This window comes from Marinovum sp. E3, assembly GCF_055755275.1.
Window position 1 is genome coordinate 3,327,400 of record NZ_CM146908.1, and the last position, 22,706, is coordinate 3,350,105.

Annotated in this window: 21 protein-coding genes; 9 read left to right on the plus strand and 12 right to left on the minus strand. The window is 67.6% G+C overall.

All coding sequences use genetic code 11. From position 1 onward, the window contains the following. Positions 1-42: 42 nt before the first annotated feature. Positions 43-2,241, minus strand: a complete 2,199-nt coding sequence (locus tag AC0J5K_RS16290) for a lytic transglycosylase domain-containing protein (protein WP_473009717.1) — start codon at positions 2,239-2,241, stop codon at positions 43-45. 146 nt (positions 2,242-2,387) lie between these two features. On the opposite strand from AC0J5K_RS16290, the gene dapA reads away from it, so the two are divergent. After that, on the plus strand, positions 2,388-3,263 hold the full coding sequence (dapA, locus tag AC0J5K_RS16295; protein WP_048533408.1) for a 4-hydroxy-tetrahydrodipicolinate synthase: 876 nt from the start codon (positions 2,388-2,390) through the stop codon (positions 3,261-3,263). Positions 3,264-3,354: 91 nt separating this feature from the next. On the opposite strand, the gene AC0J5K_RS16300 is transcribed toward dapA, so the two are convergent. From AC0J5K_RS16300 to AC0J5K_RS16330, 7 genes are all read right to left on the minus strand, one after another. Next, a complete protein-coding gene (locus AC0J5K_RS16300; protein ID WP_274565736.1) occupies positions 3,355-4,692 on the minus strand; it encodes a M16 family metallopeptidase in 1,338 nt (445 codons plus the stop codon). Further along, positions 4,689-6,065: a M16 family metallopeptidase gene (locus tag AC0J5K_RS16305; RefSeq protein ID WP_074839104.1), complete on the minus strand. Its 1,377-nt coding sequence runs from the start codon at positions 6,063-6,065 to the stop codon at positions 4,689-4,691. Before AC0J5K_RS16305 ends, AC0J5K_RS16300 begins: the two co-directional genes overlap by 4 nt. A gap of 89 nt (positions 6,066-6,154) precedes the next feature. Next, positions 6,155-6,679 (minus strand): DUF3035 domain-containing protein, encoded by a 525-nt coding sequence (locus AC0J5K_RS16310; protein ID WP_274565735.1) that lies wholly within the window; start codon positions 6,677-6,679, stop codon positions 6,155-6,157. A gap of 88 nt (positions 6,680-6,767) precedes the next feature. Continuing rightward, positions 6,768-7,265 carry a signal peptidase II gene (gene lspA, locus AC0J5K_RS16315; protein WP_048533411.1) on the minus strand — a complete coding sequence of 166 codons (498 nt, stop codon included), beginning with the start codon at positions 7,263-7,265 and terminating at the stop codon, positions 6,768-6,770. A gap of 16 nt (positions 7,266-7,281) precedes the next feature. Then, a complete protein-coding gene (gene purH, locus AC0J5K_RS16320) occupies positions 7,282-8,880 on the minus strand; it encodes a bifunctional phosphoribosylaminoimidazolecarboxamide formyltransferase/IMP cyclohydrolase (RefSeq protein WP_274565734.1) in 1,599 nt (532 codons plus the stop codon). An 18-nt stretch (positions 8,881-8,898) separates the two neighbouring features. Then, positions 8,899-10,650, minus strand: coding sequence for a heparinase II/III family protein (locus AC0J5K_RS16325; RefSeq protein WP_048533413.1), 1,752 nt, complete (start codon positions 10,648-10,650; stop codon positions 8,899-8,901). Positions 10,651-10,758: 108 nt separating this feature from the next. Next, positions 10,759-12,021 carry an RsmB/NOP family class I SAM-dependent RNA methyltransferase gene (locus AC0J5K_RS16330; protein WP_274565733.1) on the minus strand — a complete coding sequence of 421 codons (1,263 nt, stop codon included), beginning with the start codon at positions 12,019-12,021 and terminating at the stop codon, positions 10,759-10,761. Between the two features lie 72 nt (positions 12,022-12,093). Between AC0J5K_RS16330 and AC0J5K_RS16335 the strand changes: the two genes are divergently transcribed. Further along, positions 12,094-12,285, plus strand: a complete 192-nt coding sequence (locus AC0J5K_RS16335; RefSeq protein ID WP_048533415.1) for a DUF1674 domain-containing protein — start codon at positions 12,094-12,096, stop codon at positions 12,283-12,285. A 97-nt stretch (positions 12,286-12,382) separates the two neighbouring features. Here AC0J5K_RS16335 and dapB read toward each other — a convergent pair whose 3' ends face one another. Further along, entirely contained in the window at positions 12,383-13,201 is an 819-nt protein-coding gene (dapB, locus tag AC0J5K_RS16340; RefSeq protein ID WP_074839090.1) for a 4-hydroxy-tetrahydrodipicolinate reductase, read from the minus strand. 82 nt (positions 13,202-13,283) lie between these two features. Between dapB and rbfA the strand changes: the two genes are divergently transcribed. Beyond that, a complete protein-coding gene (rbfA, locus tag AC0J5K_RS16345; protein WP_074839088.1) occupies positions 13,284-13,679 on the plus strand; it encodes a 30S ribosome-binding factor RbfA in 396 nt (131 codons plus the stop codon). Continuing rightward, positions 13,676-14,416 (plus strand): phosphodiester glycosidase family protein, encoded by a 741-nt coding sequence (locus AC0J5K_RS16350; protein WP_274565732.1) that lies wholly within the window; start codon positions 13,676-13,678, stop codon positions 14,414-14,416. Before rbfA ends, AC0J5K_RS16350 begins: the two co-directional genes overlap by 4 nt. Before the next feature lie 27 nt (positions 14,417-14,443). Here AC0J5K_RS16350 and AC0J5K_RS16355 read toward each other — a convergent pair whose 3' ends face one another. Further along, positions 14,444-15,256, minus strand: coding sequence for a class I SAM-dependent methyltransferase (locus AC0J5K_RS16355; protein WP_274565731.1), 813 nt, complete (start codon positions 15,254-15,256; stop codon positions 14,444-14,446). Between the two features lie 135 nt (positions 15,257-15,391). Here AC0J5K_RS16355 and truB point away from each other — a divergent pair, with 135 nt between their 5' ends. The 4 genes from truB (at position 15,392) to rpsO (ending at position 18,335) form a co-directional block, all read left to right on the plus strand. Continuing rightward, positions 15,392-16,303: a tRNA pseudouridine(55) synthase TruB gene (truB, locus tag AC0J5K_RS16360; RefSeq protein ID WP_274565730.1), complete on the plus strand. Its 912-nt coding sequence runs from the start codon at positions 15,392-15,394 to the stop codon at positions 16,301-16,303. 4 nt (positions 16,304-16,307) lie between these two features. Further along, entirely contained in the window at positions 16,308-16,829 is a 522-nt protein-coding gene (locus AC0J5K_RS16365) for a DUF1643 domain-containing protein (protein WP_074839077.1), read from the plus strand. 91 nt (positions 16,830-16,920) lie between these two features. After that, complete coding sequence (locus AC0J5K_RS16370) at positions 16,921-17,910, plus strand: calcium-binding protein (protein WP_274565729.1); 990 nt, start codon at positions 16,921-16,923, stop codon at positions 17,908-17,910. A gap of 155 nt (positions 17,911-18,065) precedes the next feature. Continuing rightward, positions 18,066-18,335 (plus strand): 30S ribosomal protein S15, encoded by a 270-nt coding sequence (gene rpsO, locus AC0J5K_RS16375; RefSeq protein WP_048533422.1) that lies wholly within the window; start codon positions 18,066-18,068, stop codon positions 18,333-18,335. Positions 18,336-18,392: 57 nt separating this feature from the next. Here rpsO and AC0J5K_RS16380 read toward each other — a convergent pair whose 3' ends face one another. Continuing rightward, positions 18,393-19,265, minus strand: a complete 873-nt coding sequence (locus AC0J5K_RS16380; protein WP_274565728.1) for a PilZ domain-containing protein — start codon at positions 19,263-19,265, stop codon at positions 18,393-18,395. Between the two features lie 316 nt (positions 19,266-19,581). Here AC0J5K_RS16380 and pnp point away from each other — a divergent pair, with 316 nt between their 5' ends. Further along, positions 19,582-21,714, plus strand: a complete 2,133-nt coding sequence (gene pnp, locus AC0J5K_RS16385; RefSeq protein ID WP_274565727.1) for a polyribonucleotide nucleotidyltransferase — start codon at positions 19,582-19,584, stop codon at positions 21,712-21,714. A gap of 180 nt (positions 21,715-21,894) precedes the next feature. Here the strand turns inward: pnp and AC0J5K_RS16390 are convergent, their stop codons facing one another. Continuing rightward, positions 21,895-22,680 (minus strand): TIGR00266 family protein, encoded by a 786-nt coding sequence (locus tag AC0J5K_RS16390; RefSeq protein ID WP_048533425.1) that lies wholly within the window; start codon positions 22,678-22,680, stop codon positions 21,895-21,897. Between the last annotated feature and the right edge of the window lie 26 nt (positions 22,681-22,706).

A 22,706-nucleotide genomic window follows, 5' to 3' on the forward strand; every position in this document is an offset into this window, starting at 1 on the left:
GCCCGGCCCGCGCAACTCGGGCCGCAACTTGCCGCCGAAGGCTCATTCGGGCAGCAGGGTCGATCCCACCAGCTCCTCCGAGAAGGGCACCGGATGCGGATCCTTGCCCAGCCGCGCGCGATAGACCGGCAGGCTCTCTGATACCCGCATGACGTAGTTGCGGGTCTCGTTGAAGGGGATCATCTCGATCCAGTCGACGATGTCGATATCGCCCCGGATCGGATCGCCATAGGCGTTCTTCCAGCTCCGCGGCCGCCCCGGCCCGGCATTGTAGCCGGCCGACATCATGATGACATTGCCGTCGAACTCCTCAGCCAGCCCGCGCAGGTAATCCGCGCCGAGACGGGAGTTGTACAGCCAATCGCCGGTCAGCCGGGACTGGCTGTAATCCAGCCCGACCCGCCGCGCCACGAGTTGCGCCGTCGCCGGCATCACCTGCATCAGCCCGCGCGCGCCGGCGTGGCTGACCACCGAATGGTCGAACTCACTCTCGCGGCGGGCGATGGCCAGCACCATCTCTGTCGGCACCGGATGATCGCGTTTTGCCACCGGATGCACCGCATAATAGGGCGCCGCGATCTCGTGCCCGGCCTGCGCCGCGCGTTTGCCCAGCAGCACGGCGATATGCGGCTGCCCCAGATCCTCGAGCATCTTGCCCATCAGGTGCAGGTTTTCCTCGTCCTGGCTCTCGGCCAGATGGGTCCAGAACCGCTTGGCCAGCCAGCCCTCGCCCGCCGCCAGAAGCAACAGCGCCGCCTCATGCACCCGGGATTTGGTGAATGCGGCCTCGCGCCAGTCCTCGACCGGGCGGAAACCGCCGAGATTGCTGTTGAACGGCAGGCCGCCGCGCTCGGCCGCCAGCAGCCCGTAGAAGCTGGTCTGATAGGCCGCGCCCAGCGCATAGGCGCCCTTGGCGGCATCCTCGTTTCCCAGTGCCTCATAGGCACGCCCCAGCCAATACCCGGCGCGGCCGAGCGAGATCGGCGTAAAGACGTCACCCTTGAAACGGGTGAAATGCGCCAGCGCCCGGCTCGGGTCCTTCTGGAACCGCAGGGCGAGATAGCCCGAGAGCCATTCCAGCTCGGCGAAATTGCGGCCGGTCACGGTGTAATGCGAGGCGGCGATGCGATAGGCCAGCACCGGATCGCCGTCGCGCATGGCGCGATGCGCCAGCGTGTGGCGTCGGCGCGCCCAGTGCTCGGGCTCACCCAGGCTCTCGGCACTGGTCGAACGGTCGAGCAGCAGTGAAATGGCACTGTCGCGCAGCCCCTTGGCCATCCGCCATTCAAACCGCTCATAGGCCAGACCCGGATCATCGGCCAGCACCGCCGGCACGGCGGCGATCAGCGGATCGGGATTGCCATTGCGCGCGCGCAGCGCCATCCGCGCGGTGGCGAGCTTTTGCCAGCCCTCGGAGACCAGGGGCAGCATCCGCGTGGCGTTGATCTCCCAGCCTTCCCAGAGCGCCCGGTCGAGACGCGCCTCGTGATGCGGCTTGAGCAGGCTGCCATATCGGTCGAGAAACCGCGCCTGTTCGCTGTCGGACAGCGCCAGGGTCAGCCACGCCTTGACGATGCCGGCCTGCGCCGCGCCGGTTTCGCCGCTGGCCTCCAGTGCCTCGGCATGGGCCAGCGCGCCGGTGCCGGTCTGGGGCTCCTGCTCCTTGAAAAAGGCGAGGCGCGCCGCGACCGAGGCCCCGGCCATGGCGTCTTCGGATTTCTCGCGCAGATAGGGCAGGCCGGGCCAGTCGCCGCTGCGGGCGAGAAATTCCATCACCTCGCCCGAGCTGCCGCTGCCGCTGCGCAGAAAGTGCCACATGATGACATCGCGCGCCGGCGAACCTTCGGGGCCGGCAAGGCGAAGGGCCTCGTCCCAGCGGCCATCGCGCATCGCGGCGAGCCCGGCCTTGAAGCCCCGATCGGCCGCAGGCACGCGCAGCCCGAGCGGCTCTGTATCCAGCCCCTTCGGCCTGACCCTGGGGCGCAGCCCGGCGAGGTCTTCTTCCAGCTCTTCCAGCGGCTCGGGCACGGCGGCATCCTCACCCGCCGCGATCGCTTCGGGTTCGGCGGCGGGCAGCCCGTCCTCGGCCTCGGCGGCGGGTTCGGCATCGCCCTGCGCACCAGAGCTTCTGGCCCGCGGGCGCAGGCTTGTCGTCAGGTCGACAGCGGCCCCGGTATCAGAGGTTTGCTGAGCGGGCACCGGCGAAGCGGCCAGTGCCAGAAGGCATAAAAGCGCACGCATCATCACTTGCAATTTCTGTTCTGAAAAGGAATAGACACGATCCAGAAGATAACCCGTCCGCCGCATCCTTCAACTCACGATGCTGACACTGGCGGACATGCGGCGCGCCCTCGAGGCGGGCCTGTTGACAGAAAAGGAGCGTCACCATGTTCAAAGGGTCCATGCCAGCCCTGGTCACGCCGTTCAAGAACGGCGCGGTCGATCTGGAGACGCTGCGAAAACTCGTGGACTGGCATGTCGATCAGGGCAGCCATGGTCTGGTTCCGGTCGGCACCACCGGCGAAAGCCCGACCCTGACCCATGGCGAGCACGAGCTGGTCGTGTCGGAAGTGGTCAAGGCCGCGGCCGGCCGCATCCCGGTGATTGCCGGCGCCGGATCGAACAACACCACCGAGGCGATTCGCCTGATGGCCCATGCCAAATCGGTCGGCGCCGATGCGGGCCTCGTGGTGACCCCCTATTACAACAAGCCGACGCAGGCCGGGCTGATCGCGCATTTCACCGCCATCACCGAGGCCGTCGACCTGCCGATCATCATCTACAACATCCCGCCGCGTTCGGTGATCGACATGCTGCCCGCTACCATGGGCGAGCTGGCGAAACTGAAGAACATCATCGGCGTCAAGGACGCCACCGGCGATCTCGCCCGGGTCTCGGCCCAGCGCATCACCTGTGGCGCCGATTTCCTCCAGATCTCGGGCGAGGATGCCACCGCGCATGGTTTCAACGCGCAGGGCGGCGTCGGTTGCATCTCGGTCACCGCCAATGTGGCGCCGGCGTTGTCCAGCGCCTTGCAGAACGCCTGTCTGGCCGGCGATTACGCCAAGGCTCTGGAAATCCAGGACCGGCTGATGCCACTGCACCAGGCAATCTTTGCGGAACCGGGGCTCTGCGGCGTGAAATACGCGATGTCGCGGCTGGGGCTCTGCGAAAACGAGGTGCGGCTGCCGCTCCTGCCGGTCAGCGAGCCGACCCGCGCCCTGATCGACGCCGGGCTGCGCCATGCAGGTCTGACCGGCTGAGGCTCTGACCGCTGCGAAATTGAAAGGCCCGGCCGCGAGGGATCGCGCCGGGCCTTTTTCGTGCTGCAATACGGCCCCGGGGCCGCGTCGGTCACTGCGTCTCCAGCCTCTCGGGCTGGCCCACCACCACGAAATGCAGGGCCTCGGGGTCGTAAAGCTCGGCGGCCACCCGGTTGACCTCGTCCAGCGTGAGCGCCTCGACCAGCGCATTGCGCTCGGTCACATACTCCGGCCCCAGACCGTCCATCTGCATGCCGATCAGAATATTGGCGATCGGCCCGTTGCCGTCAAAGCGCAGCGGATAGGCCCCGGTCAAATAGGTCTTGGCCGCTGCCAGCTCCTCGGCCGTCAGACCGTCCTGCCCCAGCTTGGCCCATTCCTCGCGGATCACCGCAATGGTCTCGGCGACGCGGTTGTTGGCCGAGGCGACCGAGCCCATCACCAGCGCCGCGTGATCCTTGGGCACCAGATAGGAATAGACGCCATAGGTCAGACCGCGCTTTTCACGCACCTCGGACATCAGCCGGCTGGTCAGCCCGCTGCCGCCGAAGACCTCGTTGATCACATAGGCGGCGAGGAAATCCGGGTGATCGCGTTCCAGCCCCCGGTGCCCGAAAAGAACTACCGATTGCGGCGTGTCGAAGGGCTCGACCGTCAAGCCGCCCTCGAGCAGGAAGGGCGCCGTGCCGGGCAGGGGCGCACCGGTTTCGGGCAAGTCACCCAACAGCTCATCGAGCAAGGCCGACAGCTCCTCGGCCGAGATGTCGCCCACCGCGCTGACATAGACCCGGTCGCGCGCAAAGGCCGCCGCATGCGCCGCGACGATATCCTCGCGGCTCAGCGCCATCACGCTGTCGCGGGTGCCATCAAGCGAGGTGGCATAGGGGTGATCGCCAAACGCCAGCCGGTCGAAGGTGCGGCCGGCGATCTTGTCGGGATCGGACAGGTCCGAGGCCAGCCCGGACAGCACCTGCGCCTTGACCCGGTCGATGGCCACCTGGTTGAACGCCGGCGCCACCAGCGAGCCGCGCAGCAGTGCCATGGCCGCGTCAGTGGTGTCGGTCAGGAACTTGGCCGACACCGAAATCGTGTCGTCGAACGTGTCGTAATCGAAGGACGCCGCCAGGCTTTCGAGTTCGCGGGCAAAGGCCCGGGCGTCCATCTCACCGGTGCCTTCCTCAAGCAGGCCGACCATCAGGTTGGTCGCCCCGCGCTTGCCCGGCGCATCGAGCGAGCCGCCGCCCTTGAAGCGCAGTTCGAGCGCGACAAAGGGGATCGACGGCTCTTCCACCAGCCAGGCCGAGATGCCGCCGGGGGTGGTGACCTCCTGGATCTCGATCTCGGCACGGGCGGGCAGCGCGGCCATCATTAGCGCGGCGGCGGCAAAGGCCCAAGTTTTCACCAGCGGGGCGTTGAAGAGCGCGGTCATTGGGTCACCTCCTGCGGGCGCATGAGCCAGCTTGTCACGCTGGCCTTGTCGTCGAACACCTCGCGCGCGGCGGCAAGGATATCCTCTTCGGTCACCGCCGCCACGATTTCGGGCCAGGCGTGCACATCCTCGACCGTCAGCCCCGAGGTCAGCGCCCGACCATATTGATTGGCCACCCGCTCGACATTGTCGCGGGCGTAGATCCGGCTGGCCTCGAACTGCCGCTTGATCCGGTCCAGCTGTTCGGTGTCGACGCCTTCCTCGAGAAACTCGGCCACCGCCGCATCAAGCGCCGTTTCCGCCGCCTCGAGGCTCACGCCTTCGACCGGCACCACAACCAGCGAAAACGTCGTGTCATCCAGCGAGACGCCGCCATATCCGGCACCCGCATAGACCACAAGCTTCTGGTCGAATTGCAGCTTTTCGTTCAGCACCGAGGTCTGGCCGCCGCCCAGCACTTCGGAGAGCAGCATCAGCGCCGCCGCCTTTTCCTGAGCGCCGGGGTCCCGTTCGGGCGCCAGGTAGGTGCGGATCACATAGGGCTGGGCCACCCGCGGGTCTTCGAACACCAACCGCCGCGGTGCGGTCTGCGGCGGCTCTTGCGGGCGGTCGCGCGGCGCCAGATCGGGATTGGCCGCAATCGGGCCGTAATGCTCTTTGGCCAGCGCCAGAACCTCGTCGGGCGTGACGTCGCCGGCCACGATCAGCAGCGCATTGTTGGGGGCGTAATTGGTCTGGTAATACTCCAGCGCCGCCTCCAGATCGAGGCCCACCATCTCGTGCCGCCAGCCGATGATCGGCACGCCGTAGCGGTGATTGAGATATTGCGCCGCGCGGGCCTGCTCGCGCATCAGCGCCGCCGGGTCGTTCTCGGTGCGCATGTTGCGCTCTTCGATGATCACCTCGCGCTCGGTGCGGATTTCCTCGGGGCCAAGCTGAAGGTTGACCATCCGGTCGGCCTCCATCTGCATCATCAGCCCCAGCCGGTCGGCGGCGACGCGCTGGTAATATCCGGTCTGATCGTAGCTGGTAAAGGCATTGTCGGTGCCGCCGTTCTCGGCCACCACGCGGCTGAGCTCGCCCGGGGCCATGTTCTTGGTGCCCTGAAACAGCAGATGCTCGAGAAAATGCGCCACGCCGGAAACCCCCGGCGTCTCATCGGCGCTGCCGGCGCGATACCACAGCATGTGGACCACCACCGGCGCGCGGTGATCCTCGATCACCACCACCTCGAGGCCATTGTCCAGCGTCGCGGTGGTCACCTGATCTTCGATCGACGTCTGGGCCAATGCGGCCCCGGCCCAGAGCAGGGCGATCCCGGCGGCGAACGCGCGCAGGCTTGGGGTCAGTCGGTCAAACGGGGGTGCGGACATGTGGCTCTCCTGAATGGGTGTCAGGCCTTACTAATGGCCGCTCCCCCCCGGAGTTCAAGAAAAACCGCGTGACAGTTGCGTGAGCCGGCTCAGCCGCCCACGCGATTGTCGTTCCGCTCTTCCGGCGGATCGGCGGCGGGGGTTCTGACCCCGGCCCGGCGGAACAGGCGCAGCACCTCATAGGGGGCGATCGCAAAGCGTTCGTAGGCGTCGTAATACTTGTCTTCGCGCATCAGCTGCCAGGTGAACCGCGAGGCCCGCTTGCGAAACTCCAGGTCTTCGGCGGCAAGCTGGGCGCGGATCCCCGGCTGCACGCCGTTGCGGGCGGCATAGCTCACCAGGGCGCCATCGCCGGCTGCCGCGCCCGCGGCCCGCGGCGCCACGCGGGCGCCGTCGCCGCCCAGCGCCGCGACGGCATCGGCCTCGGGCGTCGGATCGGTGCGGTTGGCCGCGCCCGGTGTCGGCGGCGGCAGCGCGTCAAAGCTGTCCGGCGTCTGCAACGGCTTGGGCGGGACGATGGCAAATTCTTCCGGGCCGTCGCCGCGCACCCGCAGCTCGTGCAGGGTGATGTCACGCTCGCCACATGCCGCCAGCCCGAGGGCCAACGCCAGCAAAACGCACCGCTTTGCAATTGGCGAGACTGTCATGCGTATTCACTCCACCTGCTCACGCGCCCAGACTTAACGGATTGTTCCAGAGAGGTCACGTGCCCTTTTTCCGCTTTGGCGAGCCCTTGCCGCTGCCCGGTCCGGGAAACAGCACCAGCCCGAAGGCGCCGGCAAAGATCGCGATATCGGCGACGTTGAAGGCATAGGGATTCTCGATGCCACAACACGACATGTTGAGAAAATCCGCCACCGCGCCATACAGCACCCGGTCGAGCACATTGCCCAGCGCGCCGCCGATCAGGAGGCCGGCCGCAATCCGGCCGGTCCGTCCCGGCGGATCGCGCCAGACCCAGACCAGCACGAACCCGACAATCACCAGCGCGATGGCGATGAGCACCATCCGCGCCGCATCGGAATGGCCGGAAAACAGGCCGAAATTGATGCCCGAATTCCACGCCATCCGCAGATTGACGAAGGGCGGCAGCACGTCGATCTCGCCCAGGGTGCGCAGATCGAGCAGATGCACGACAACGATCTTGCTGACCTGATCCAGCAGAAACACCCAGAAGGCTGCCCAGAACACCGTTCGCATCTGCCCGCTCCTGCCCTTAGTGCCGGAAGTGGCGCACGCCGGTAAAGACCATGGCCAGCCCGGCCTCGTCGGCCGCGGCGATCACCTCGTCATCGCGCATCGAGCCGCCCGGCTGGATCACGCAGGTCGCGCCCGCCGCCGCCGCTTCCATCAGCCCGTCGGGGAAGGGAAAGAAGGCATCCGACGCCACGGCGGAGCCCTGGGTCAGCGGCGTGTCGAGGCCCAGCGCCTCGGCCATGCGCTCGGCTTTCTTCGCGGCGATCAGCGCTGAATCCACCCGGCTCATCTGGCCGGCGCCAACCCCAACGGTGGCACCATCCTTGACATAGACGATGGCGTTCGACTTGACGTGTTTCGCCACTTTCCAGGCAAACAGCAGGTCGCGCATCTGTTCGTCGGTCGGCGCGACCTTGGTCACCACCTTGAGGTCATCGAGCCCGACAAAGCCCACGTCCTTGTCCTGCATCAGGAAGCCGCCGGCCACCTGCCGCAGGGTCTGGCCGCCGGCGCGCAAATCCGGCAGGCCCTCGGTGGTCAGCAGACGCAGGTTCTTCTTCTCTTTGAAAATACGCATTGCGCCGTCCGAGGCACCAGGCGCAATCACCACTTCGGTAAAGATGCCGGTGATTTCCCTTGCGGTCTCCTCGTCGAGCGGCCGGTTGAAGGCGACGATGCCGCCAAAGGCCGAGGTGCGGTCGCAGTCGAAGGCCGCCTTGTAAGCTTCGAGCAGCGTTGCGCCCTTGGCCACGCCGCAGGGGTTGGCGTGCTTGATGATGGCGCAGGCCGCGCCGTCCTCGGGGGCGAACTCCGCCACCAGCTCGAAGGCCGCATCGGTGTCGTTGATGTTGTTGTAGGACAGCTCCTTGCCCTGGTGCTGCACCGCGGTGGCGACGCCGGGGCGGCCGGTGCCATCCGTGTAGAAAGCCGCCTGCTGGTGCGGGTTCTCGCCATAGCGCAGGGTCTGCTTGACCTCGCCGGCCACCGCGCGGCGGCGCGGCGCGGCGGCGCCCAGCGCCCCGGCCATCCAGGAGGAAACGGCGGCATCATAGGCGCCGGTGCGGGCATAGGCGATCTGCGCCAGACGCTGGCGGAAACCATAGGAGGTCGCGCCGGAGTTGGCGTCCAGCTCTTGCAGCAGCCCTTCGTAATCCTGCACATCCACCACCGTGGTGACAAAACCGTGGTTCTTGGCTGCGGCGCGGATCATCGCCGGGCCGCCGATGTCGATGTTCTCGATGCAGGTGTCGTAATCGGCCCCCTTGGCCACGGTCTCCTCGAAGGGATAGAGGTTGACCACCAGCAGATCGATGCCGCCGATGCCATGCTCTTTCATTGCCGCCACGTGCGCGTCATTGTCGCGCAGCGCCAGCAGCCCGCCATGCACCATCGGATGCAGCGTCTTGACCCGGCCATCCATCATCTCGGGGAAGCCGGTCACCTCGGCCACGTCGCGGACCTCGAGGCCGGCCTCGCGCAGCGCCCTGGCGGAACCGCCGGTCGACAGAAGTTCGACCCCGCGTTCGGCAAGGGCATGGCCCAGATCGGTCAGGCCGGTCTTGTCGGAAACTGAGAGAAGCGCGCGCCGGATCGGCACGAGGCGGGTGTCATCGGTCATATCGTCAGGGTCCTGCGGTCAGCTGTCAAAATCGTAGTCTTCGTCGTCGGTGGTCAGGTCGCGCACCGCCACGGCAGTGTCATGCGCCTTGGCCAGAGACCAGCGAATGCGCGTCGCATACTCCATTGCCCGGTGAGATAAAACGATCTGTTTCGTCGCGCGGGGCCGCAAACGCCCCATTTCGAGATAGACCGAGGGTTCCAGCGTCATTTCCAGCCCGCCTTCGTGGCGAAACACCCAGACCTCGCCCGAGCGCAGCGCCAGCGAGACCGCCATGCCGCCCATGTCGACCTCGGCATCGACATCGGGATGCAGGTGAAACCGCACATGATAGGGAATGCCCGATTTGCCAGCCGCGTGACGCACCCGGTCGAATCGCTTCCGGTCGGAGGATTTCAGCGCCAGCAGCATGTCCTCGCCCACCAGCCCGCGGCCATCGAAGGTCAGCTCGAGGATGCGGGCATGGGTCAGGCCATGGGTGTCGACATAGCCGTCATGCCCGGCCTCGAGCTTGAGCCCGTCAGAGGCATGGCCGATCTCGACCGGCACCTCCTCCGGCGCATCTTCCAGCATCTCGCGTCGCGCGCCGGCCACCCGGCCCTCGCGGCCCAGCCGGGCGCTGGAATAGCCTTCGAGCGCCAGGGTGCTGTGCGACGGCGTGGCGCGGCCGGCGCGGCGCCAATCCTCTCCGAAATGCGCGCCAGAGCCGCAGGAGACAATCAGCGGCCGCCGCCCCGAGGTCAGCTCGAAGGCCAGCGTCGAGGCATGGGCGTTGAACGAGGCCGCGCCCTCGGGCGGCGGGCTGGCATCAACAATCACCGAGGTGCGGCCCGCCGAGAGCCGGGCAAAGCCCATCGCCAGCCCCTGCGCGCCCTTGCGCACCCCCGAGGCCGAAAGCGCCTGATCGAGCCGCCCGTCCAGCCCCCGCCCGCCGCCATGAAACCGCGCCAGCCCGCCGTCGCTGTGGCGCAGGGCGCGCAGGGTGGGGGCGATGCGGGTGATCGCGGTCTGGTGCTCGGGGGCCACCGGATTGCCGGTCTCCTCCAGCGCCGCGGCGGCCCAGGTGAGCAGGGTGAAAACCTCGAGCAGCTCTTCGGGATTGCGGGTCGGAATGCCGCCCTGGTCGTCGATCTGCCCGGCGCATTCCCGCGCCAGCGCCGCCGTGGCCGATCCCACGTGGCGCTCCATCCCGCTCAGCGACAGCCCGGCATAGAGCAGCCCGGTCAGCGCCTCGAACCGCGGCAGCCCTGGCGCCGCCTTGTGCCAGCGCCGCCCGAGAAACCGGGTCTGATGCGCCAGCGACTGGAAATAGGCCGCCGACTGCGCCGGCTCCAGCGCGCGCAGCAGAAAGATCGCATGATGGGTCCAGCGGATCAGCCGGCGGCCGGTCAGATCCGGCGTCCAGCCCGGCCCGCTGCCGCGCCCGTAACGGTCGATCCAGCCCCAGAGCCAGTCCTGCGCCACCGTCCGCGCCCGCAGATCGCCCACCGCCGCCAGATCGTCGAGCCAGCCAAAGCCGTGGATCTGTTCGAGGAAGGCCTGATCAGGCGGGTCGAGATCCCAGAGCATGGCGCCCTTCGCCTCGATCAGATGGCCGGCGAACATCAGGTTGCCGGCGATCAGCTGCCGGCCCCGGTTGAAGCTGCCGATGGTGCGCGGTTCGGGCTGCGACACGAACGCCGTCGCCGCGCGCGCCCGCGCGGCCAGCCGCGCATGAACGCGGTGCATCAGGCGCGTCTGTCGCGCCGACCAGCTTTCGTACTCGGACATCTGCACTGCCTCTGGCGCACTTGGCGTGCGTTATATGAGGCCGAGCATAGCCGTGCCGCGGCACAAAGTCACCTTTGAAAACACCCGCCGCGACCGGCAGCGGCCGGGTTATCCCCGGGTCAGGCAGGCCATGTAGAACCCGTCCATGCCGCCGCGCTCGGCCCAGTAATCCGGCCGCAGCCGCAGCCCGCCTTCGTCGCTGCGCCAGTCCGGCGCCACCCCCGGCAGATCGAAGGCCGCGGGCATCACCCGCAGGCCCTCATGCCGCGCCAGCGCCGCCTCGATCTGGCATTCCCCCTCGTCGGGCAGCAGCGAACAGGTGCAATACAGCAGCCGCCCGCCCGGCTTCAGCAGGGTCAGCGCATGGTCCAGCAGCGCCGCCTGAAGCTCGATCAGCCCGCCGATCGCCTCGCCGCGCTGCACCAGCGGCAGATCGGGATGCCGCCGGATGGTGCCGGTGGCGGAACAGGGCGCATCAAGCACCACCGCATCGAACGGCCCGCCCGCGAAGGCCAGCGCATCCGCCGTCACCACCGCGGCGCTCAGCCCGGTGCGCGCCAGGTTCTCGTGCACCCGCGCCAGCCGCCCCTCGGAAATGTCCAGCGCCGTGACATCGGCGCCCCCGGCGGCCAGTTGCAGGGTCTTGCCACCGGGGGCGGCGCACATGTCGAGCACGCTCAGCCCCGCAACCTCTCCCAGCCCCCGGACCGGCAGGGCGGCGGCGGCATCCTGCACCCACCAGTCGCCGCGCTCGAAGCCCGGCAGGGCCGAGACCTGCCCCGGCGCCGTCAGCCGGACCGAGCCGGTCGGCAGCAGCGCCCCGCCCAGCCGCGCGGCCCATTCCCGGGCGTCGGATTTCACCGTCAGATCGAGCGGCGCGCCGGCAAAATGCACCGCTTCCATCGCCGCCACGGTGGCGCCGCCCCAGGCCTCGGCCAGGGGCTGGCGCAACCACTTCGGCAGATGCGGCACCCGCAGCTCGGCCCATTTCGCCGGCCCCTCGAGCGCCACCTTGCGCAGCACCGCATTGACCATGCCGCCATAGGCCGCGGTCCGCTTGCCGCGCCGCACATGCGCCACCGCCTCGTTCACCACCCCATGGGCATCGCCGCCCTGGCAGAGCTCGACCGTGGCCAGCCGCAGCACGTTACGCACCGCCAGCGGCGGCATCTTGCGCAGATAGGGCTTCACGACGCGGTCCGCCTTTTCCAGCCCGCGCAGCGTTTCCAGCGCCAGCCGCTGCGCCCGCGCCCGCTCGGCCGGATCGAGCCGCAGATGCTGCGCCGTGCCGGTCAGTTCCGACAGAAGCCGCCCCTCGGCCAGAACCTGCCCCAGAAGCCAGAGCGCTCCCGCACGTGCCGTTGCTGCCATCCGCGACCTCCAGACCGCTTGCCCATGTGAAGCCCCGGCGTATATCTGGGAGGACGAAAAGAGGAAAGCCCGATGGACCAGACCGAAGCGCAACGCCGCGCCGCCCTGCCCGATGCCGCCCGCCGCGCCCTGGAAGAGGCCGATGCCCGCCGCATCGAACAGGCCGGCCAGACGCCCCTGCCCACCGAACTCGGCGGCCGCGACGGCCCCGAACCCGTGCGCTACGGCGACTGGGAGAAAAAGGGCCTCGCCATCGATTTCTGACCCTGCGCGCTTCCTCTTGCCGGAAATACCCTCGGGGGAGGCGCCGCCAGGCGCCGGGGGCAGCGCCCCCTGCCCCGCGTCCGCCCGGCCGAAACGCCTAGTCCCGCAGCCCCAGCACGTCGATCATGTCGTATTCCCCCGGCGCCTTGTCCTGGCCCCAGAGCGCCGCCTTCAGCGCGCCGCGGGCAAAGACCGACCGGTCCGAGGCCACATGCCGCAGGGTGATCCGCTCGCCGGCGGCGGCGAACATCACGTCATGCTCGCCGACGATATCGCCGCCGCGAATCACCGCGAAACCGATGTCGCCCGTCTGCCGTGCGCCGGTGATGCCGTCGCGGCCGCGGTCGGCGACATCCGCCAGCGCGACGCCGCGGCCGCGGGCCGCCGCCTCGCCCAGCATCAGCGCGGTGCCCGAGGGCGCGTCGACCTTGCGGTTGTGATGCGCCTCGATCACCTCGATGTCATACTCCGCGTCCAGCGCCCGCGCCACCTTCTCCGTCAGCAGCGTCAGCAGGTTGACCCCGAGGCTCATGTTGCCGGCCCGCACGATCACCGCATGGCGCGCCGCCGCCTGGATCTTGGCCAGGTGCTGCTCTTCCATGCCGGTGGTGCCGATCACGTGGCACAGCCGCGCCTGCGCCGCCAGATGGGCGAATTCCACCGTCGCCGCCGGCGCGGTGAAATCGATCACCGCCTGGGCCTCGGCAAAGACCGAGAGCGCATCGTCGGTCACCGTCACCCCCAGCGCCGCGCCGCCCATGGCCTCGCCGACGTCGCGCCCCACCCAGTCGTGGCCCTTGCGTTCGACCGCGCCGGCCAGCCGCATCCGGTCGTTTTCGCTCACGCTACGGATCAGCATCTGGCCCATCCGGCCGGATGCGCCGGTGATCACAATGCCGGGAAGGGGTGCGCTCATGTCTCTGATCTCCTGTGCTTGCCCCCACATACCGCCTGCCGCCCGACTTGGCAAAGCCCGCGCGAAAGCGTATCTGCCAGATATGGCTAAGAACAAGATACCAGACGGTCAGGGCGCCTCGCAGCGCCAGCTTCGGGTCGGCGAGCTGATCCGCCGGACCCTTTCCGAGCTTCTGATGCGCGGCGAGGTGCATGACCCCGATCTCAACCGCGTGTCGATCACCGTGGGCGAGGTGCGCATGTCACCCGACCTGCGCATCGCCACCGCCTATGTCTGCCCCTTGGGCGGCCAGGGCGGCGAGGACGTCGTGGCGCTTCTGGCGCGCAACAAGGGCGAGATTCGCCGGCTGGTCAACAAGCAGCTGACCATCAAGTTTTCGCCCGACCTGCGGTTCCGGCTGGATGACACCTTCGACCGGCTCGAAGACACCCGCCGGATGTTCGCCCAGGAAAACGTCCGGCGCGACCTGGACGAATGAGGCTGCGCGGCGGACTGACAGCCCTGCTGCTTCTGGTGGCGGCGCCGGCCATGGCGGTGACCTGTTCGGACGAGCGGTACGAAGGCAACCGGTTCACCGTCTGCAAGGTGAGACCCGGCGAGGAGGAGCTGCGGCTCTACCGCGCCGATGAGGCCGGCGCGCCTTATGGCACCTTTGCCAATCTCGAACGCGCGGTGCAGGCCGAGGGCAAGCAGCTGCGCTTTGCCACCAACGGCGGCATGTACCACGACGACCGCGCCCCGGTGGGCCATTACATCGAGGAGGGCGAGGAAGAGATGCGGGTGATCGCCAACGAGGGCCCCGGCAATTTCGGCCTGCTGCCGAATGGCGTGCTCTGCCTGCGCCCGGGCCGCGCCGATGTGATCGAGACCCGCAGATATCTCGATCAGGCGCCCGATTGCCGCTATGCCACGCAATCCGGCCCGATGCTGGTGATCGATGGCGACTTGCACCCCGATTTCCTGCCCGACGGCACCTCGCGTTATATCCGCAACGGCGTCGGCACCTCCGGGGACGGGAAAACCGCCTATTTCGTGATTTCCAACAACACCGTGACCTTCTGGGAATTCGCCAGCTTCTTCCGCGATGTGCTCGGCGTGCCGCAAGCGCTGTTTCTCGATGGCAATGTCTCGCGGTTGCATGCCCCCGACATCGGCCGCAGCGATCTGGGCTTTCCCATGGGGCCGATCGTCGCCGTGGTGGTGCCCGACCCCTGAGCTCCGAACCCGGGCGGCCGCGCCGGCCTAACGCAGCGCGGTCACCACATGGCCGCGGATCGGCGCCGTCACCGGCCCCGGCCCGTAGCGCGCGGCAATCCGCGCCTGCGCCTGTGCCGTCGCCTCTTCGAGCCGTGACCGGTCGCGCGCCTCTATCTCGGTTCTCAGCGGCGTGCCCTGGCAAAAGGCCACCGCCGGCTCCCGGGCCGAGGCTGCCCGGCTCTCGCCGGCGATCGTGTCGACCGCGATATCGGCAAAACCCGCCGCCCGGAGATCGGATAGGATGCCGGCCGGATCGTGATAGCCATACGGCGTGCGGGCCAGGAAATCCGGCGGATCCTCGGGAAAGACCTCGGCCACCGCCTGGGCCACACAATCGGCGAAACCGTTTTCGGCGATTTCGTCCCAGGTGCTGAAGATATAGCGCCCGCCGGGCCGCAGCACACGCCGCGCCTCGCGGTGGCCGGCGATGCGGTCGGTAAAGAACATCACCCCGAACTGGCAGCAGACCACATCGAAGCTTGCGTCGCCGAAGGGCATGTCGAGCGCATCCGCCGGTTGCCAGTGCACACCCTTGCCCTCGGGCTGCCGCGCGGCGGCCCGCGCCAGCATCGGCGGGTTGAGATCGGAGGCGACATAACGTGTGGTCGCCGCCAGTTGCGGCGCCAGCACCCGCGTGACCACACCGCTGCCCGCCGCCGTCTCGAGCACGTCTTTCGGCGCCAGCGCCGCCACCCGCTGCGCCATGTCCTCGGCATGCGCCTCGAAGATCAGCGGCACCAGCCAGGCGTCGTAGATCTCGGGGATCGATCCGGCAAAATCCGTGTCACCTCCCGCCATCAGAGCCCTCGCAAATATGGCAGGGCTCCAATCTAGCACAGAACCGCCGCGCGCTCGGGTTTTTCTTGCGCCCTATTGACGGCTGCGCCGGCGTTTTCTATCCCGCCCGCTCTGATCACACATCGCGGGGACATCATGGCACGCAGACGCAAGGGGCGCGACATTTCCGGCTGGCTGGTGGTGGACAAGCCCGCGGGCCCCACTTCGACCGCCGTCGTCAACAAGGTGCGCTGGGCGTTTCAGGCCAAGAAGGCGGGCCACGCCGGCACGCTCGACCCCGAGGCGACCGGCCTGCTGGCGGTGGCGCTGGGCGAGGCCACCAAGACGGTTCCCTATGTCACCGACGCGATGAAGGCCTATGAATTTACCGTGCGCTGGGGGGCCGCAACCAACACCGATGACGCCGAGGGCGAGGTGATCGAGACCTCGGACAGCCGCCCCAGCGACGACGAGATCAAGGCCGCTCTGGGCCAGTTCGTCGGAGATATCGAGCAGGTGCCGCCAAAATTCTCGGCGGTGAAGATCGACGGCGAACGGGCCTACAAGCTGGCCCGCGACGGCGCGGATGTCGAAATCGCGGCGCGGCCCCTCTGGGTCGAGGAGCTGCTGCTGGTCGACCGACCGGATGCCGACACCGCGGTGCTGGAAATGACCTGCGGCAAGGGCGGCTATGTGCGCGCCATTGCCCGCGATCTGGGCCGGGTGCTGGGCTGTCTCGGCCATGTGGTCACCCTGCGGCGGATCTGGTCGGGGCCGTTCGATCTTGAAACTGCGGTGGCATTGGGCCGGGTCGAGGAACTGGCACAGACGCCCGAGCTCGACGCCCTGCTGCTGCCCCTGGAAACCGGTCTTGGCGATCTGCCCGAGCTGCATTGCGGTGTCGAATCCGCCACCCGGCTGCGCAATGGCAACCCGGCCGAGGTGACCGGCGGCGGCGATGTCGAATTTGGCGAGACCGTCTGGGTCAGCCATCAGGGCACGCCGGTGGCCGTTGGCGAATACCGCGGCGGCAAGCTGCAACCCTCGCGCGTGTTTGTCACCGGCTAGGCCAATGCTCGTCACCAAAACGCATGAGACGCCCGACTGCCGCTCGGAAGCGATCTACAGCGAATGCGGGCTCTACCGCTACCGCCTGACGCGGGTCTGGAACGCGACGGCGGGGCGCATCGTCTTTGTCATGCTCAACCCTTCGACCGCCAGCGAAAAGGTCAACGATCCGACCATCGCGCGCTGCGAGAAACGCGCGCGGCTCCTGGGCTTCGGCGCGCTCGACGTGGTCAACCTCTTTGCCTTCCGCGCCACGGCGCCGGAGGATCTGCGTGCCGCCGAAGCGCCGGTCGGGCCGGAAAACGACGGCTTTCTCAGCCGCGCCTGCGACGAGGCCGACATGGTGCTGGCCGCCTGGGGCGTGCATGGCACCCACCGCGCCCGCGACACCGAGGCCCTGGCGCTGATGGCACCGGCGCAGGATCGACTCTATGCGCTCGGGCTCACCCGGCACGGGCTGCCGCGTCATCCGCTGTATGTCTCCTACGCGCAGAAACCACAGCATTTTGTGGTAAACGCCGGGTAAATACCTGAAACCGTTAACCATTTGATCCGATTTGGTTTGCCCTGCGGGCGCTGCGGCGGGATACTGCCCGCGGGACAAAGGGTGTGAAACCATGTTATTGATTGCGGGCCTTCTGGGCATGGCCGCTGTCGGCTCGGTCGTGATGATCGGCACGATTGGCGATGACGACGACGACCCGGGCGGCCGGACGACGGCGCCCGAGCTGACCGAGGACGACCTCGGCCCGCCCGGCATGCTCGAACCCGCCGAAGAGCCCGACACGCAGACCGGCGGCGCGGGCGCCGACACGCTTGCCGGTGGCGAGGGCGTCTCCTTGATCTCCGGCGGTGGCGGCAGCGATGCGATCGATGGCCGGGGCGGCGATGATCTTTTGTCGGGCGGAGCCGGCGAGGATTGGATCTGGGGCGCTGCCGGCGACGATCTCTTGCACGGCGGCAGCGAGGACGACACCCTGCACGGCGAGGCCGGGGCGGATACGCTCTCGGGCGACGACGGCAATGACGCGCTTTATGGCCACGGCGGGCACGATCTGTCGCGGGGCGGGGCCGGCGACGACGTTCTGACCGATGGCCAGGGCAACGACACGCTGATCGGCGGCGCCGGCGATGACGGTCTTCTCGGCGGGCATGACGCCGATACGCTGATCGGCGGCCAGGGCAGCGATTCGCTGTTCGGCGGCGCCGGCGACGACCTGCTCGATGGCACCGAGGCAGGGGACGATGCGGTGGATTATCTCAACGGCAACGCCGGCGACGACCGGATCCTTGCCGACGATGGCGATGTCGTGACCGGCGGCGCCGGCGCCGATGACATCGTGCTGCGCGGCCATCCCGGGCAGCAGATCACGCTGATCGATTTCGAACCGGGCGAGGACCGGATCCTGCTGATTTCCGATGACCCGGCCGGCGGCGTCGATGTGACAATTGCGCCAGATGCCGACGATCCCAACGTGCTGCGCATGTCAGTGGACGGCCAGGAGGTAGCGCTTCTGCGCGGCGCGGAAGACATGACCATGGCCGATATCCTGCTGGTTTCCGAGGCCGAGGCCGCCGCATGGGAGGTGCTTCCCCCTGCCGCATGAGAGCCATGGCGCTCGGCCCTTTCCAAACCGCGAGAATTGCCCTATAGGGAGCTCTTGCCCCGGCTTCGCGGCCGGGGCGCACCATCTCCACGGGCCCTGCTGGACGACATCCCGGCTTGCGCCATAACCCTTTAGATTTCCGAAAGGAGACCCCGATGTCGATTACTGTGGAAGAAAAGAACCGCGTGATGAAGGAATTCGCCACCAAGGACGGCGACACCGGCTCGCCCGAAGTTCAGGTGGCCATCCTCACCTCGCGCATCCGCACGCTGACCGAGCACTTCAAGACCCACAAGAAGGACAACCACTCCCGCCGTGGCCTCCTGAAGCTCGTGGCACAGCGCCGGAAACTGCTCGACTACCTCAAAGGCAAGGAAGAGGCACGCTATCAGGACCTGATCAAGCGTCTCGAAATCCGCCGCTAAGGTTTTTCGGATCCGCAAGGCTCCGTGACGCCCGCCAGTGCAAACTGGCGGGCGTTGTCATGTCTGCACCGATGCCGGGTGCGGGGCCGGCCCGCAGCCCGCCAGCATCGCCTCCTGCAACTGGCCCGAGGCCAGCGGCCGGTCGAACACCACGCCGCAATAATGCGTGTTGGCCCAGACCACCCGCCCCGCCGCCGCAAACGTGCCGGCCTCGATATCGACCGGCGCATCGCCACTGCCCTCCATCCCCAGCTGAAGCTTGGCGCCCGCCTCGCTGATATCGACGATCCGGCTGTCATGGAGCCTGCCGCGCAGCCTGATGCGGCAGGGGATATCGCAGACAAAGCGCCGGTTCCGCCGCTTGCGCGAACGGGTCCGGTGTTCCAGCAGAAGCAGCCCGGCCAACGCCGCCGCCGCCAACAAAAGCGCGAGCCCGGCCGATCCGTCGAATGCCGGCCAGAGCCCGGTGCCACGACCTGCGCCCGGGGCCGTTCCGGCCTCTCGCGTCGCGCTTCGGGCGGGCTCCTCGCTTGTCGCGGCGCAATCGATCCGGGCCACCGCCGCCAGCAGCCGCGCGCCGCTGCTGCCAAGCCGGCGCAACGCGGCGTCGCGGCCCGGGCTGCCCGGCGGGCTGGCCAGCAGAGCCCGGGCCGAGGCCACATGCCGGCCGGTCAGCGGCGCAAAATCACCATAGCCTTCGCGCGCCATCGCACGGCGCATCTCGGGCCGGTCAAACGCCGCAAGTGTCCGGGCAAGCCCGGCCTGCTGCCGCACCAGGCCGGGCTTTCCGGTCGCCGCCGCCACCGCGTTGGTCTGATGCACCATTCGCAGCAGCCAGGCCTCGAAGATACAGGCCTCTTCGGCCGCGGCTGTCGCGACAGACGCCGCCAGCATGAGGCCGGCCGCCAGAAGAGATCTGAAATCGGACATTCGCACTGGTCCAGCCCCCTGTCGACGTGTCAAAGACTGCCGCGCCGGCAATTGCCTGCCTGACGCGGCGAGAACTAGCACAGCGTCTTTACGAAAGGCTTAAGCCCGCCCGCCCCAGGGGCCGCATCCGCCCGTGTACAAAGCTATCCACATCCCGTCTTTCCAAGTGGCGTGAAACCCTGTATTCCAGCCGGCATCTGAGACGTGACGCTCTGACCCCGGCGCATGAAATGATGAAAGGGGTCGGCGGCAATGGGGCCGCCATTCAAACGGGGACCCGGGATACGCCCGGGAGCGCCCCATACAGGATACGCAGATGTTCAACATTTCCAAGAAAAGCATGCAGTGGGGCGAAGAGACGCTCACGCTGGAAACCGGCAAGGTCGCCCGCCAGGCCGACGGCTCGGTCATCGCCACGCTGGGCGAGACCTCCGTCATGGCCAACGTGACCTTCGCCAAGGAGCCCAAGCCGGGCCAGGATTTCTTCCCCCTGACCGTGCACTACCAGGAAAAATACTATGCTGCCGGCAAGGTGCCCGGCGGCTTCTTCAAGCGCGAGGCGCGTCCGACCGAAAAAGAGACGCTGACCGCACGCCTGATCGACCGCCCGATCCGCCCGCTGTTCGTTGACGGCTTCAAGCATGAAGTCCTCGTCATGTGCACCGTGCTGAGCCACGATCTGGTCAACGACCCCGACATCGTGGCGATGATCGCCGCTTCGGCCGCGCTGACGATCTCCGGCGCGCCCTTCATGGGCCCGATCGCCGGCTGCCGCGTGGGGTACGTGGATGGAGACTACATCCTCAACCCCGAGGTCGAGGACATGCACGACCTGCGCCTCAACCCCGAACAGCGTCTGGACCTCGTCGTCGCCGGCACCAAGGACGCCGTGATGATGGTCGAATCGGAAGCCTACGAGCTGACCGAAGAGGAAATGCTGGGCGCGGTGACCTTTGCGCATGAGCAGATCCAGCCGGTGATCGACCTGATCATCAGCCTGGCCGAAGAAGCGGCGAAAGAGCCCTTCGACTTCCAGCCGCCGGATTACTCCGCGCTCTATGACGCGGTGAAAACCGCCGGTGAAGAGCAGATGCGCGCCGCATTCGCCATCACCGACAAGCAGGAGCGCACCGCCGCGGTCAACGCCGCGCGCACCGCGATCAAGGAAAAGCTGACCGAAGAGCAGCTCGAAGACGCCAATCTCGGCGCGGCGCTCAAGAAACTCGAAGCCGGCATCCTGCGCGGCGACGTGGTCAAGGGCGGCAAGCGGATCGACGGCCGTGACACCAAGACCGTGCGCGGCATCGAATGCGAAACCGGCCTGCTGCCGCGGACCCACGGTTCGGCGCTGTTCACCCGGGGCGAGACCCAGGGTCTCGTGGTGACCACGCTTGGCACCGGCGATGACGAACAGTTCATCGACGCGCTGCACGGCAACTTCAAATCCAACTTCCTGCTGCACTACAACTTCCCGCCCTATTCGGTCGGTGAAGCCGGTCGCGTGGGCCCTCCGGGCCGTCGTGAAATCGGTCACGGCAAGCTGGCCTGGCGCGCGCTGCAAGCTGTCCTGCCGGCGCCGACCGACTTCCCCTACACCATCCGCGTGGTGTCGGAGATCACCGAATCGAACGGCTCGTCCTCGATGGCTTCGGTCTGCGGCGGCTCGCTGTCGATGATGGACGCCGGTGTGCCGCTGAAATCGGCCGTGGCCGGTGTGGCCATGGGCCTGATCCTGGAAGACGACGGCGATTATGCCATCCTGACCGACATCCTCGGCGACGAGGATCACCTCGGCGACATGGACTTCAAGGTCGCGGGCACCGAAAACGGCATCACGTCGCTGCAAATGGACATCAAGGTCGCGGGCATCACGCCCGAGATCATGAAGAACGCCCTGGCCCAGGCCAAGGACGGCCGGATGCACATCCTGGGCGAGATGAACAAGGCGCTGACCGGCGCTGCGGAATTCTCGATCCACGCGCCGCGCATCGAGACCATGCAGATCCCGACCGACAAGATCCGCGAAGTGATCGGCTCGGGCGGCAAGGTGATCCGCGAGATCGTCGAGCAATCGGGCGCCAAGGTCGACATCAACGACGACGGCATCATCAAGATCGCCTCGCCGGACGGGGAAGCCATTCAGAAGGCCTATGACATGATCCACTCGATCGTGGCCGAGCCCGAGGAAGGCAAGATCTACAAGGGCAAGGTCGTGAAGATCGTCGATTTCGGCGCCTTCGTGAACTTCTTCGGCAAGCGTGACGGCCTGGTGCACGTCTCCCAGATCGAGAACCGCCGGTTGAACCATCCCTCGGATGTGCTCAAGGAAGGCCAGGAAGTCTGGGTCAAGCTGCTGGGCTTCGACGATCGCGGCAAGGTGCGCCTGTCGATGAAAGTCGTCGATCAGGAGACCGGCGAAGAGGCCAAGAAGGAAGAGAGCGCGGAATAACCCGCGCCTCATGCGAGATACCAAGAGCCCCGGTGGAGACGCCGGGGCTTTTTTCATTGCGCTGCGGCAGGTCAGACACGCGCCGCGCCCCGGACCCGATCCGGGGCCTCATGGCTGGCAGGGGGGGGGTGAGGTCCCGGATCGGGGTCCGGGACGGGGATCGCGCCAGCGCCGCCGCCGTCAGCGGTCGCCGAACATGTCGCCCAATCCGCCGAGGACCGAACCTTCGCCCTTGTTGCCGCCGATGCCCCCGGCTTGCAGCACCCGGTCGGCCAGCCGCGAGAACGGCAGGCTTTGCAGAAAGACCGTGCCGGGGCCGCGCAGGGTGGCGAGGAACAGGCCTTCGCCGCCGAAGACCATGCTCTTGAGGTTGCCGGCCCGGGCGATGGAATAATCGATCCCGGAGGTAAAGGCCGCGATACAGCCGGTGTCGACGCGCAGCACCTCGCCGACCTGCAAATCGCGCCGGATCAGCGTGCCGCCGGCATGCACAAAGGCCATGCCGTCACCGTTCAGCCGTTGCAGGATGAAACCCTCGCCACCAAAGAACCCGACGCCCAGCTTCTTCTGAAAGGCGATGTCGGTGCGGGTGCCGAAGGCGGCGCAGAGAAAGGCATCCTTCTGGCAGATGATCTCGCCGCCGAGCTGCGCCATGTCCAGCGGCACGATCTTGCCCGGATACGGCGCGGCAAACGCGACGCGGTGCTTGTCCCGGCCCTGGTTGGTGAAATGGGTGAGAAAGATCGATTCGCCGGTCAGTACCCGCTTGCCGACGTTCATCAGCGCGCCCATCACGCCGCTGGTGGGGGTGGAGCCGTCGCCCATGCGGCTTTCGAAGGTGATGCCGTCTTCCATGTAGTTCATGGCGCCGGCTTCGGCGATCACCGTCTCGCCGGGATCGAGCTCGACCTCGACGATCTGCATGTCGTCGCCAAAAACCTCGTAATCCACCTCGTGGCAGCGCATGGCATGATCCCTTCCGTCCTGTCCCG

Coding starts and splice junctions, on each gene's coding strand:
- lspA (WP_048533411.1), bottom strand. CDS start 7,265: ATGCGAACGGTGTTCTGGGCAGCCTTCTGGGTGTTTCTGCTGGATCAG.
- AC0J5K_RS16290 (WP_473009717.1), bottom strand. CDS start 2,241: ATGCGTGCGCTTTTATGCCTTCTGGCACTGGCCGCTTCGCCGGTGCCC.
- AC0J5K_RS16300 (WP_274565736.1), bottom strand. CDS start 4,692: ATGACCGCGCTCTTCAACGCCCCGCTGGTGAAAACTTGGGCCTTTGCC.
- AC0J5K_RS16370 (WP_274565729.1), top strand. CDS start 16,921: ATGTTATTGATTGCGGGCCTTCTGGGCATGGCCGCTGTCGGCTCGGTC.
- rpsO (WP_048533422.1), top strand. CDS start 18,066: ATGTCGATTACTGTGGAAGAAAAGAACCGCGTGATGAAGGAATTCGCC.
- pnp (WP_274565727.1), top strand. CDS start 19,582: ATGTTCAACATTTCCAAGAAAAGCATGCAGTGGGGCGAAGAGACGCTC.
- truB (WP_274565730.1), top strand. CDS start 15,392: ATGGCACGCAGACGCAAGGGGCGCGACATTTCCGGCTGGCTGGTGGTG.
- dapB (WP_074839090.1), bottom strand. CDS start 13,201: ATGAGCGCACCCCTTCCCGGCATTGTGATCACCGGCGCATCCGGCCGG.
- purH (WP_274565734.1), bottom strand. CDS start 8,880: ATGACCGATGACACCCGCCTCGTGCCGATCCGGCGCGCGCTTCTCTCA.
- rbfA (WP_074839088.1), top strand. CDS start 13,284: ATGGCTAAGAACAAGATACCAGACGGTCAGGGCGCCTCGCAGCGCCAG.
- AC0J5K_RS16335 (WP_048533415.1), top strand. CDS start 12,094: ATGGACCAGACCGAAGCGCAACGCCGCGCCGCCCTGCCCGATGCCGCC.
- dapA (WP_048533408.1), top strand. CDS start 2,388: ATGTTCAAAGGGTCCATGCCAGCCCTGGTCACGCCGTTCAAGAACGGC.
- AC0J5K_RS16325 (WP_048533413.1), bottom strand. CDS start 10,650: ATGTCCGAGTACGAAAGCTGGTCGGCGCGACAGACGCGCCTGATGCAC.
- AC0J5K_RS16350 (WP_274565732.1), top strand. CDS start 13,676: ATGAGGCTGCGCGGCGGACTGACAGCCCTGCTGCTTCTGGTGGCGGCG.
- AC0J5K_RS16330 (WP_274565733.1), bottom strand. CDS start 12,021: ATGGCAGCAACGGCACGTGCGGGAGCGCTCTGGCTTCTGGGGCAGGTT.
- AC0J5K_RS16355 (WP_274565731.1), bottom strand. CDS start 15,256: ATGGCGGGAGGTGACACGGATTTTGCCGGATCGATCCCCGAGATCTAC.
- AC0J5K_RS16365 (WP_074839077.1), top strand. CDS start 16,308: ATGCTCGTCACCAAAACGCATGAGACGCCCGACTGCCGCTCGGAAGCG.
- AC0J5K_RS16305 (WP_074839104.1), bottom strand. CDS start 6,065: ATGTCCGCACCCCCGTTTGACCGACTGACCCCAAGCCTGCGCGCGTTC.
- AC0J5K_RS16380 (WP_274565728.1), bottom strand. CDS start 19,265: ATGTCCGATTTCAGATCTCTTCTGGCGGCCGGCCTCATGCTGGCGGCG.
- AC0J5K_RS16390 (WP_048533425.1), bottom strand. CDS start 22,680: ATGCGCTGCCACGAGGTGGATTACGAGGTTTTTGGCGACGACATGCAG.